This is a genomic window from Anaerococcus sp. HMSC068A02, assembly GCF_001811125.1.
Lineage (GTDB): Bacteria > Bacillota > Clostridia > Tissierellales > Peptoniphilaceae > Anaerococcus > Anaerococcus vaginalis_C.
The window spans coordinates 80,119-92,517 of record NZ_KV803771.1 but is presented as its reverse complement, the minus strand read 5'-3'; the positions used below and the strand labels follow the sequence as shown (position 1 = coordinate 92,517).

The following is a 12,399-nucleotide window of genomic DNA, read 5'->3' as shown; positions in this document are numbered from 1 at the left end:
TAAAAATTTACGAAAAACGGACTGTTGCAGAATTAAAAAACATTTAATCTTGCAACAGTCCATTTTTATTTAATATTTTAAAATTAAATTGCATAATATAAAATCACACTTGACAATAAATTCCAACAAATATGCACAAAAGCAGATAACTTCAAATTATTTGTCAAAAATCTTACCATAACAAGGACAAAGCCAATTGAAAAATATACCAAAAAACTGTAAATATCAGTTGGAAGATGAGCAAGAGAAAAACAAACATTCGCCAAAATAAGGGCGAAAAAATCCTTAAAATCCTGATCACGTCTTTTGAAAATATTTCTAAAAACACCAGGAAGATATTCCCTAAAAGTATATTCTTCAACAAGAGGTCCCAAAAAAACTATATGAGCAAGAAGAGCCGGAGAAAAATTTCTACTAAGCATAGACTCAATCGCCTCTTGATTTTGAGGATTTGAAATATTATCCCCAAAAGCTAATTCAATCAAAAAAGACAAAGCATAAATTGCCACAAGAGAAATTAAAATCACTTTTAAATTTGCAAAAAATCCCCCTGACAATTCAAATTTCCTATAAAAAATAAGAAAAAATAAAAAAGCCACAAGAAGATACGCCCCAGTCATAATATAAAGCAAAGACTTGTCCACGCCCCTAATTAAAATACTATAACTTGCAGGCAAAGCTCCAAACAAAGTCAATAATAACAAAAAAACAAATTTAATTATCCCATAATTTCCCGTAAATCTTTTAGATAAATATTTCATAAAATTCCTTTCTACATATATGTATTTATATACTTACCCAAAAATAAAAGAAATTTAAAATCATATTTAGTTAATAAAAAACCTCTTTAATAAAATTTGCCTTGTTGCCAACCATCACAATGAGATCCCTCAACTTCGGTCGGGATGGGCAATAGCTGTTTTATTTAATTGCTAAAGTTTTAAAAACTTAAAATATATTTATTTTTTCAGTTTTGTATACTAATTAGTCCTTTTATACCATCAAATTCGTCTTTGCTTACAAATTTTTTTAAATTATTTTGGCTTATCATACCACTTTGATTTGGGAAATGGTAAAAAAATTCCAAATTAATTTTTTCAATATATCCTTCTATAATTTCATTATCTATCTCTTCATTATGTATTTTATGCAATGTAGCAACTAGTTTGTCTTGCCATTTGCTATAAGACCTAAATATAAATAATGGTTTTTCTATTTGTCTTACTATGTTTTTTCTATAATTTTCTAAATCATTTAAATACTTACCAATTCTATACCAAATTATATAAGCAGAAAATTCACTAAACTGTGTATTTAAAATCTCATTTGTTACAGTGCCAGCATTCTTCGCTCTAAATGGGCATAAATCTATATTTACAATTCTATCTGTAATTTCATATTTTTTATCGTTACTTTCTAACTTATCAATTACTTCATCTTTTAAAACTTTATAGTATTTATCTATATAATAATGATCTTTATCCATATTTTTTAATTCTTTTGTCAAAGTAGATTCTTCACTTATTATTATATCTACAAGCTTGTTTATATTTTCTTCTTTTTTTTCATTTTTATACCAAGTTTTATATCCATTGATAATGGTCCAAAATTCTTCATTTGCTAAATCATTTTTTCCTTCTACCATAGGAGGTTTTGTATAGTAATCTTTTATGCTACATATTTTAGTACTTTTCTTTTTAGATTTTTCACTTTTATAAATCAAATTGCTATCTTGAATTTCTACAACGTTTGGATTGAACAAGCACAAATATATTAAGCCATCTCTATAATTTCCATGAATATGTGAAGGTAAGCCATAATGAATATTTGCAATTTTGTCTTTATCTTCTTCATCTATATTTTTTTCTCCCTTTAACTTGTCAATCCAAGAAAATTTTGAATTTCCATTTTCTAAATCTATTAAAAATTCTTCTATTTTTTCTTTTAAAAATTGCCTACTATCATCCAAAGGATTTTTAGAATTTTTATTATTTTTTAAATAAGGATTTTTTTCATTTATTTTATCCTTTTTCGAAAAATCTTTTAAAGCATCTTCTATTTCATCAATTGTAACAATTTTCTTAGCCATATTCCCTCCCAAATATTTTATAATTCTTACTTTATATCTACCCAAGTTTTCACAAAAAAACTGTTGTAAAATTGTGAATAATCATCATTTTACAACAGTCTTTTTTTCTGATTTTTTAAATTATTTTATTTATACAACCCAAGCTTCTCGCAAAGCTCATCTATTTGGTCAACTATTTGTCCAATAAATTCAATGGTTTCTTCTAAGGCTTTTGTATTTGTCATATCTACTCCAGCTTTTTTTGCAAGATCCATTGGGCTTAGGGTTGAGCCTAGGTTTAAAACTTCTCTCCAATTTTTGATGTCTTCTTCATTTCCATTTATTATTTTGTCAGAAACTTTTGTTCCTATTGTAAGTCCTGCTGAATAGGTGTATGGATAAAGTCCCATGTAATAATGTGGTTGGCGCATCCATGTTAGATCAGCTCCTTCTACAAGTTTCACATCATCTCCCCAAAATTCTTTTAATTTTTTATTAAAAATTTCCTTGAAATCTCCTGCTGTAAGGCTTTCTCCCTTATCGATTCTTTCATAAACTTCTCTTTGGAAAGCTGCCTCTAGAAAATGGGTTACGAAATTGTGGTAGTAGGTTTTTGAAATCATTGTGTCAAGCACCCACAATTTTTCCCTATCATCCTTGGCATTTTTTAGTAAATATCTTTCCATAGTAATTTCATTTGCTGTTGATGGACTTTCTACAAAATACATGGAAACATCTGTGTTTATTGCATCTTGGTTTTTATTTGTATTTTCAAAATGTCCAGCATGTCCCAATTCGTGAGCAAGAGTCATAACTTGGCTCATGTCCTTGTTGTAGGTTGTCATTATATAGGAATGGCAGCCGTAAGGTGTATCGCAAAATGCTCCGGTTCTTTTTCCTTCGTTTTGTGCATAGTCAATCCATCTTTCGCTGAAGGCTTTTTTGAGCATTTCTACATAATCATCTCCCAAAACTTTAAGTCCATCGATTATATAATCTCTAGCCTCTTCGATTTCAATTTCTTTTGAAAAACCAGAATCAATTGAAAGTTTCAAATCTGCATAGGTCATCTCGTCAAGTTTGTAAACTTTTTTCAAAATATTTGCATATTTTCTCATGTGCTTTGGAAGTTTTTCCATAATTGTATCAATATGATTGTCATAAATTTCTCTTGGAATATCTTGGTAGGACAAAAGCATATCAATTACTGAATCAAATCCCCTTAAATTTGCAAGAATTTTTTCATTATTTATGTGGGTATTATAAATTGCCCCATTTCCTGATTCATAGCGAGAAAGTGCCTTATGATAATTTTTGAAAGCTTCTCTTCTAATTTCTGTATTTTTATCAGTTTCATAATATTCTTCAAAAGTATTGTGATTTAATGGAATATTTTTCCCATCAATTTCTATATCATCAACTTTTATATCCCCATAACGCAAAGACGCATATTCTCCGTAAGGTGCATCAAAAGTTGGAGACAATTTTGAAATCACTTCTTCAGCCGCCTCATCCAAAATATGATCTTTTTTGTCCAAGGCTCTTTTTAGATAATAATCATAATCTTTGTGGTTTTCTCTCACTTCATTTATGATTTTTTCATCAATTTTTGTCAAAAGCCCATCAAAAAAAGTTAAATTTGCAGAGATTTCGCTCGCCTTTGCCCCAAAATTTGCATATCTTTTTTGTGGATGTGGGTCGTTGGCATCAACTTCTGTAGAAATTCCTGCAAAAGATCCAAGCCTATGCATGGCACCGTAAATTTCAGATAAATCTTTTAAGGCCTTATATAATTTATCGGAAGAGTCTATTTCCTTGTAAGTTTTTTTGAAATTTTCACTTTTTTTGATTGTTCTATCAAGTTCCTCATAAAATTTCTCATCATTTTCAAATAAATCTTCCAATTTCCATGTTTCTTTTATATCAACTTCATTTCTTTTTAGCATTTTTTCCCTCCATTTCTAAATTTTATTATACCATCACAATATAGTATAATGAAAAAAACGGAGGGAAATATGACAGTAAACAAAAATAAATTAGAAAATTATGCAAAACTTGCAGTTGAATTTGGTGTAAATGTACAAAAAAATGAAGATGTTTTGATAAATTCTTCATTGGAAGATCCTACTCTTGCAAGACTAATTGCAAAATATGCCTACCAAAAAGGCGCAAGACTTGTAAGCATTAATTGGAAAGACGAAGAGCTAACAAAATTAAAATATACCTATGAGACCCAAGAAACTTTAAACGAAGTTCCTGATTATATTATTGAAAAAAATATCTACCAACTTGAAAAACACAGATCAAACAGGATTTCAATAATTGGCGATGACCCAGATTTATTAAAAAATTTGGACCAAAAAAAGATAGCAGAAGCTGTCAGAGAAAATTCTTTGAAATTAAAAGATTTTGTAAAATATACCATGAACGATATGGTTTCATGGCTTGTTATTGCCTATCCAACAAAAAAATGGGCAAAGAAAATTTTCCCAGACCTTGATGAAGTAAAGGCAGTAGACAAATTATGGGAAGTTATTTTTGATGTGAGCCGTGTTGATGAAGATTGGGAAAAAACCAAAAAAAATTGGAATGACCATATTTCTTTATTAAATGAAAAAGCAGAATTTTTAAATTCTCATCAATTTGATGAAGTTCATTACTCATCAAAAAACGGAACAGATTTAAAAGTAAAATTGCCAAAAAATCACATTTGGATGTCAGCTTCATCAAAAAATGAAAAAGGCGATTTATTTTTGCCAAATATCCCAACAGAAGAAGTTTTCACTTCCCCTCAATTTGACGGAGTTGATGGAAGGCTTGTTGCTGTAAAACCACTCGTTTACAACGGGGTTATAATAAACAATTTTGAATTTACATTTGAAAATGGAAAAGTTGTAGATTTTAAGGCAGAAGAAGGCTACGATACATTAAAAGAAATGCTAGAATCAGACGAAAACGCAAAATATTTGGGAGAGATTGCCCTAGTTCCATACGAATCTCCAATTTCAAAATCAAATATCCTATTTTTTAACACCCTATTTGACGAAAACGCATCATGCCACTTCGCCCTTGGAAAAGCCTACCCAACAACTATAAAAGGCGGAACAGAAGTTGAAGACAAAGACCTACACAAAATCGGTCTAAATGATTCCCTAATCCACGAAGATTTTATGGTAGGAGCAAAAGATTTAAATATAAAAGCCTACAAAGACGGGGAAGAATTTGATGTCTTTATTGATGGAAATTGGGCGTAAATATTTTATTTTTAAAAATGATTAAATATAGAATGATAGATTAGTATGTAAGTAGCTTAATTTTTTTGAGTATTAGGCAAAGTTAAAGTAAATTATATTCTAAAATTAATCCAGAGATCTCATTTTTAATGTAAGCATAAAATTATAAATAGCTTAGAATTTAAAAATTATATAATTAGAACATATTGAAATTAAAATAAAAACTTATATAATAATATTGAGCATGGTACCGAGTTATATCCATGACCAAACAAAAAGACAGGAGCAGCCACTCCTGTCTTTTTTTGTGCTAATTATCGTTTTTTATATATCTGTCTAGCCACTTGATAATAAAATGAGCTATTACATTACCTGCGACAGATATTAAAATGGTACCGAGTTTTTCCATAACTTCACCTCCCAACTGTTACCAGTTTGGGTACGATAACATCTTTATTATATCATTTTGAAAAATCTTAAACTATTAAATTGAAAATATTATAAAAACTTATATAATAATATTGAGCATGGATTCGAGAATTATACCATGGCACACAAAAAAGACAGGAGTTGCCGCTCCTGTCTTTTTTAGGCTAATTATCGTATTTTGAATATCTATCTAGCCATTTGATAACATAATGAGCTAATATGTTAGCTACGACAGATATTATTATAGATTCGAGAACATTCATGACTTCACCTCCCAACTGTTACCAGTTTGGGTACGATAACATCTTTATTATATCATTTTGTTTATTATTTTATTTTAAATTCTAAGCAAAAACCCTAAAACTTTACAATTTGCAAAAACAAGGTATTATAATATACGAAGAACTGTTGTAAAACGGTGGTTGCCGATTTTTTATCGGTAGTTTTTATCTGATTCGTGGAAGTTGAACCTTGCCAAATAAGTGCCTGATGTGGGATTTATTTGACCTTAAATTCTTCTATAAGCTCAGAGTTTTTACAAGAAAAAATAATCTAAACAAAAAAGCATCAACACCAGCCGAAGATTGCGCGATTAGTTATTACTAAGACAGCAGTCTTTTTTGTTTTGCTAATCGCCAGATTAGGAGTGAAAATTTATGCTCAGAAAATTTCTGAGAAGTTTAGAAGTTACGAAAAAAGAATTTTTGATTATTTCCCTTGGTTGTTTAGTTATGGCATTTGGAGTAATAAATGTCCACGAACAAGCACAAATTACCGAAGGTGGTGTTTTGGGACTTGGCTTATTTTTGAAAAAAGCATTAAATATGAATCTTGCCTACACCACACCAATTTTGGATGCCTTATGTTATGCACTTGGCTTTTCAATGCTTGGAAGAATATTTTTAAAAAAATCTATTGTTGCAACTATAATGTTTGCTGTATTTTATTGGATTTTTGATTTTATTGGACCAGTAATTCCAAGTCTTTACGATATGCCATTAATGGCAGCAATATTTGGTGGAATATTTATAGGATGTGGCTGTGGAATTGCAGTTACAGCCGGAGGATGTGCAGGAGGCGATGACGCCTTGGCAATGACAATTTCCAAAAAAACAAAATGGCCAATATCAAGAGCCTACTTGTTTACAGATTATGTAGTTCTTGCCCTTTCTTTAATATACATCCCAATGAACCACCTAATATATTCATTTTTGACAACAATTATCTCATCATTTTTGATAGGACAATTCGAATTAAAAATGGAAATTCCAGCCTGGCAAGTATGCCAAGGAAATTTAAATCATGCAAAATCTTAATTTAAAAAGGATATTTCAAAGTATCAAGTATTTTGAAATATCCTTTTTTGTTTGTCATATTTTTGAATTTTTTAATTGCTGAAGTTCTTATTTTTATATTGGTTTTTAATAAATACAATTTTATACTTTATAATATAATATATTTTCCAATTTTAAATAATTTATAAAAAAAAATCGAGTAGCGCATAAATGCACTACTCGCAAAACATTTGTTTTCAATTCGTAATAATATTATAGTTCCTAGCCTCTAAAATGTCAATTATTCCTTTTAAAAATCGATAAGTTTGTTTTATAACCGGAGATGATCTATATAAATAATTATTTTTAATCATCCTTTCATCAAAAAGCTTCTTGATTTCTTCTAAATTCTTATATCTTAACTCATCACTTTTAATTAACTCCTCAACCGCAATAAGTAAAGAAGCAAAATCTTGCACAGATTTATTTCTAAGCCTGTTTTGTATAGTACGTCTTTTTGTATCTATTAAAATATCTTCTAATTTTTTCGCTAAATTACTATTATAATATCCAGTCCTATCATATAAATCGTAAATCACACAATTGTTGTGAGCGGCAGCATTTCTAATATTTTTAACATTATAAAGAAGTCCAGATTCAAAATCGCAAAAAGAATTAATATTACAGTAATATTTATAGAAATTTACAAATTCTCCAAATGGTATTACTTCTAAAAATACCCAAATTGGATAAAAAGGATGATTATATTTTTGAAGTAGTTTTTTTGTATAAGGTGTTTCTCTTCTATACTCAATTTCTGATAGTATTCTAGGGTATTGATCAAAATAATCCGATACAATTTCGAATTCATTTATATTTCTTTCTTGCATATCTTTTAGAATATTAACCTTTAGTGAATGCTCTACAGCAAGACTTGCGTTTAATATCCATTTTTTAATATACATATCTATTGTTGATAAATCTTTTAAAGCTAAAAAATCAAGTCCAACATATTTATTATCATGTTTATGAAAATTTGTTTTATAAGCAGTAAGTTTTACATAATAATTATGTTTTTCTAAAAATTCTTCAGCTTCTTCTTCGCTATAAAATTTAAAAGTGATTCCTTTTTCATCTCTTAATTTCCTTATTAGTTCATTAGTTTCTAAAATATAAACCACCTCCTAATTAAAAAAATATTTTTAAATTATTATACCTTAATTATATATATTTTTTTGAAAATAAATAACTAAATATAATTTTCCCATAAATTTTCAAATTTTTTCATAAATCTCAAGAATTTTCTACTTTTTTTTCCAAGTTTCTATCAAAAGTGATTGTTTATATCAATATTATGTTATATAATAGTAAGAGTAAAATTTAATAATAGGAGGAATTTATGTTATCTGATTTACTACCTGTTATAGTGGCAGTTATCGCTATTTGTTTTATGGGACTTCAAATTAAAACAAATATACTTCCAGTTAGCGAAGGAAACGATAGAATGAGAACTATATCAGGAAATATTAAAGAAGGAGCTATGGCATTTATATCTCGTGAGTATAAATACGTTGTTATCTTTGTAATTATTGTTTCAATTCTTATAGCAATTTTTATTAACATTAATACCATGATTTGTTATATACTTGGCTCTTTATTATCAATGGCAGCAGGTTATGTAGGTATGAGAATTTCTACAGCCTCAAATGCTAGATGTACAAACGAAGCTATGGAAAGTGGACTTCCATCTGCCCTTAAAGTTGCCTTTGCTGGTGGATCTGTTATGGGATTTGCAGTAACAGGATTTGGACTTTTGGGAGTTGGAATTGTTTATTTGATCTTTAGAGACCCAACAATCCTTATGGGATATTCTTTTGGAGCAAGTTCAGTTGCACTTTTCGCAAGAGTTGGTGGAGGAATCTACACAAAAGCTGCAGACGTTGGAGCTGACCTTGTAGGAAAAGTTGAAAAAGGAATTCCAGAAGACGATCCAAGAAACCCAGCAGTTATCGCCGATAACGTAGGAGATAACGTAGGAGACGTTGCAGGAATGGGAGCTGACCTTTTCGAATCTTATGCAGGAGCAATCCTTTCATCAATGGTTCTAGGTTTTTCAATCTTTGGAGATGCAGGAATTAGATTCCCACTTGTACTTTCATCAATAGGAATACTTGCATCAGTTCTTGCAGCATTCTTATTCCTAAGAAAGAAACAAAAATCCCCACAATCAGCATTAATGATGACAATTTATCTATCAGGAGCAATTGTTCTTGTAGCATCATTTATCCTTTCACCAATATTTTTTGGAAATATGAAAGCAGCAATTTGTATAATTGTGGGAATACTTGTAGGAATTGCAATAGGATTTTTATCAGAAGTATTTACATCTGAAAAATACAGCCAAGTAAAAAGAATAGCAGAAGAAAGTCAAACAGGAGCAGCTACAAATATAATCGCAGGATTATCAAGTGGTATGCTTTCAACAGTTGGACCAATTGTTCTTATAGCAATAGGAATTTTAGTTTCATTCCACACAATGCAAATGTACGGAATTGCCCTTGCAGCAGTAGGAATGTTATCAATCACAGCAACAACAGTAACAGTTGACGCTTACGGCCCAATCTCAGACAATGCCGGTGGAATCGCAGAAATGAGTGGACTAGACGAATCAGTTCGTGAAATCACAGACAGCCTTGATTCAGTAGGAAACACAACAGCAGCAATCGGTAAAGGATTTGCAATTGGATCTGCAGCATTAACAGCACTTTCACTATTCGTAACCTACACAGACACATTAAACCTTGACAACCTATCATTACTAGATTCAAAAGTAGTAGCAGGAATGTTTGTAGGAGGAATGTTACCATTTTTATTCTCAGCTTTGACAATGAATTCAGTAGGAAAAGCTGCAACAGAAATGATTAACGAAGTAAGAAAACAATTTAGAGAAAAACCAGGTATCCTAGAAGGAACAGAAAATCCAGATTACGCATCATGCGTAGACATCTCAACAAGAGCATCCCTAAAAGAAATGGTAATACCAGGAGCATTAGCAATAGTAGTACCATTATTTATAGGAAAAGCATTTGGACCTGAAACCCTAGGAGGACTATTAGCAGGAGCCCTAGTAACAGGCGTATTAATGGCAATATTTATGTCAAACGCAGGTGGAGCTTGGGATAATGCAAAGAAATTTATAGAAACTGGAGCAGAAGGCGGCAAAAACTCACCAGCCCACCACGCTGCAGTAGTAGGTGATACAGTAGGAGATCCATTCAAAGATACATCCGGCCCATCACTAAATATCCTAGTAAAACTTATTACAGTAGTATCTGTTGTATGCGCAGGATTATTTATCTAATATAAAAATAAAAGCTGTTACAAAATATATTTATTTTGTAACAGCTTATTTTTTTCCATTTTTTTATTAAATCTAATGGGGATTTTATAATTACTTAATATTCTAAAAAACAAAACTAACTATTACCCATATCAATCGAATATAATGAATAGAGATAGCTCTTGAATTAAATTTATATTACAATTTATTCTTTCTTTTAAAATCTTTTTTATTAGCTTTAAGTGCAAACTAATCCCTTTTTTGAAATTTTAATTTAAGACTTTGATAATTAATATTTATATTTTCCATTACAAATCACAAGTTTATATATTTGAATCTTCAACATAAGCAATAAAAATACTATATTTATTTACAAGAAAAAATATAGTATAATATAAAAAACTTAATTACTAAAATATACAATTAAAAAATAGAAAGGAATAGAAGATGGAAAAATTTAAACAAATACAAAAAAAATTTCAATTAAATGGTGCCCAGATGAAATATATTGCTTTTATTTCAATGTTTATTGACCATTTTAACAAGGCAATTATTACACCAAAACTTAATTACCAACAACCCCTAGTTACAATATCAATGATTTTCGATATACTAGGCAGGATCGCCTTTCCGATTTTTGCCTTTATGATTGTAGAAGGCTTTTACAAAACAAAATCAAGATTCAAATATCTAAGAAATCTTTTGATTTTCGCCGTAATTTCAGAGATACCTTACGATATGTTCCAATCAAAAGTTTTTATAAACAACAGATCACAAAACATAATGTGGTCGCTTGCCCTTGGACTTTTGACCTTGATGGTGGTTGATAAATTAAAAGAAAAAATCAAAAACAAATACTTTTGGATTTTTCTTTCAATACTAATCGTTGCAATAAGCGCAATATCAGCAACCCTCCTATCATTTGACTACGATTATTATTCCATAATAATAATTTTTATCCTCTACCTTTTCTACGACAAAAGATTAGTTGGAAGTCTGTTGGCATACCTTGTAATAATAAAAGAAATCTACTCAATACTAGGATTTGCAACCATTAACTTTTACAATGGAGAAAAAGGAAAGCAAAATAAATGGTTCAATTATTTGTTCTATCCGGTGCATTTATTGATACTTGGAATTTGTAGGTTTTTGTTTGGGTTGTAGATTTCCTTAATAATGTATAAACAATTGTATATACTTCATTTATTGGGTATAATTCAATTAATAGGAGGTGCAATATGGCTAATATGTATGATGTTGCTAGATATATAATCTTAGCGTATGAAAGACAAACAGGTACTAGATATGAAAACAGCGAACTGAAATTACAAAAATTAATGTACCTCACACAAAGAGAATCTCTTGCACTTACAGGAAAAGCAATGTTTAAAGAAAATTTTGAAGGGTGGAAATATGGTCCAGTCCTAACAGAATTAAGACATTTTCTTGAAGAAGATTATGTGCCAATTGTAAATGAGGATAAACTTGATCTTACAGAAGATGATAAATATGTAATAAATAATGTAATAAGCCAATATGGGATGTATGAACCATGGTATCTTGCCGAATTAACACATAAAGAAAGTTCATGGCAAAAAAGTAGACAAGGTTTAAAAGAAGGCGAATACGGAGATAAAATAATAGAAATAGATGATATAAAAGAAGACGCCAAAAAAATAAGACCTTACGATTATATTTTTGATATGTATGTAGACGAATTTGAGGACTGTGATGAATAATAAGGTCGGTTGTATTTTTACAGTTAGGTTTAGATATTATGACTTGAGAGAAAATAAAACAAAAACCAAAAAGCGACCATTTTTAATTATAAAAGAAGAAAATTCAACCTATCCAATAGACCTTACAGTTCTACCAGTATCAAGCGTTACAAATAGAAACAGACTAAATTTGTACTATGATATAGAAATAAATAAAAATACCTATCCAAGTTTGAATTTAAATAGAGATATATCCTATATAAGAACAAATAAAGTTCAAACTATAAATGAAAAAGATCTAATATCAAAAGATGTTGACGCAAAAGTAAACGGAGCC

General features: G+C 29.7%; 10 protein-coding genes. 6 read left to right on the top strand and 4 right to left on the bottom strand.

Annotated features, from left to right (window positions below):
* Positions 1-83 precede the first annotated feature (83 nt).
* From HMPREF2782_RS07600 to pepF, 3 genes are all read right to left on the bottom strand, one after another.
* Positions 84-761: a CPBP family intramembrane glutamic endopeptidase gene (locus HMPREF2782_RS07600; protein ID WP_070641986.1), complete on the bottom strand. Its 678-nt coding sequence runs from the start codon at positions 759-761 to the stop codon at positions 84-86.
* 206 nt (positions 762-967) lie between these two features.
* Entirely contained in the window at positions 968-2,089 is a 1,122-nt protein-coding gene (locus HMPREF2782_RS07595; RefSeq protein WP_070641984.1) for a hypothetical protein, read from the bottom strand.
* Positions 2,090-2,214: 125 nt separating this feature from the next.
* Positions 2,215-4,014 carry an oligoendopeptidase F gene (pepF, locus tag HMPREF2782_RS07590; RefSeq protein ID WP_070641983.1) on the bottom strand — a complete coding sequence of 600 codons (1,800 nt, stop codon included), beginning with the start codon at positions 4,012-4,014 and terminating at the stop codon, positions 2,215-2,217.
* 69 nt (positions 4,015-4,083) lie between these two features.
* Here pepF and HMPREF2782_RS07585 point away from each other — a divergent pair, with 69 nt between their 5' ends.
* Together HMPREF2782_RS07585 and HMPREF2782_RS07580 are read left to right on the top strand one after the other, a co-directional pair.
* Positions 4,084-5,322, top strand: coding sequence for an aminopeptidase (locus tag HMPREF2782_RS07585; protein ID WP_070641982.1), 1,239 nt, complete (start codon positions 4,084-4,086; stop codon positions 5,320-5,322).
* A 1,064-nt stretch (positions 5,323-6,386) separates the two neighbouring features.
* Entirely contained in the window at positions 6,387-7,046 is a 660-nt protein-coding gene (locus tag HMPREF2782_RS07580; RefSeq protein ID WP_070641977.1) for a DUF6198 family protein, read from the top strand.
* Positions 7,047-7,261: 215 nt separating this feature from the next.
* On the opposite strand, the gene HMPREF2782_RS07575 is transcribed toward HMPREF2782_RS07580, so the two are convergent.
* The gene (locus HMPREF2782_RS07575; protein ID WP_222563143.1) at positions 7,262-8,185 is read right to left on the bottom strand and encodes an Abi family protein; all 924 of its coding nucleotides are present in this window, start codon (positions 8,183-8,185) and stop codon (positions 7,262-7,264) included.
* A gap of 218 nt (positions 8,186-8,403) precedes the next feature.
* Here HMPREF2782_RS07575 and HMPREF2782_RS07570 point away from each other — a divergent pair, with 218 nt between their 5' ends.
* From HMPREF2782_RS07570 to HMPREF2782_RS07555, 4 genes are all read left to right on the top strand, one after another.
* Positions 8,404-10,365, top strand: a complete 1,962-nt coding sequence (locus tag HMPREF2782_RS07570) for a sodium-translocating pyrophosphatase (protein WP_004839500.1) — start codon at positions 8,404-8,406, stop codon at positions 10,363-10,365.
* A 426-nt stretch (positions 10,366-10,791) separates the two neighbouring features.
* Positions 10,792-11,508: a TraX family protein gene (locus HMPREF2782_RS07565; protein ID WP_070641975.1), complete on the top strand. Its 717-nt coding sequence runs from the start codon at positions 10,792-10,794 to the stop codon at positions 11,506-11,508.
* A 74-nt stretch (positions 11,509-11,582) separates the two neighbouring features.
* Positions 11,583-12,083, top strand: a complete 501-nt coding sequence (locus tag HMPREF2782_RS07560) for a Panacea domain-containing protein (RefSeq protein ID WP_070641973.1) — start codon at positions 11,583-11,585, stop codon at positions 12,081-12,083.
* Positions 12,076-12,399: type II toxin-antitoxin system PemK/MazF family toxin (locus HMPREF2782_RS07555; protein ID WP_070641972.1), on the top strand; the 324-nt coding region annotated here is incomplete at its 3' end. The genes HMPREF2782_RS07560 and HMPREF2782_RS07555, both read left to right, overlap by 8 nt.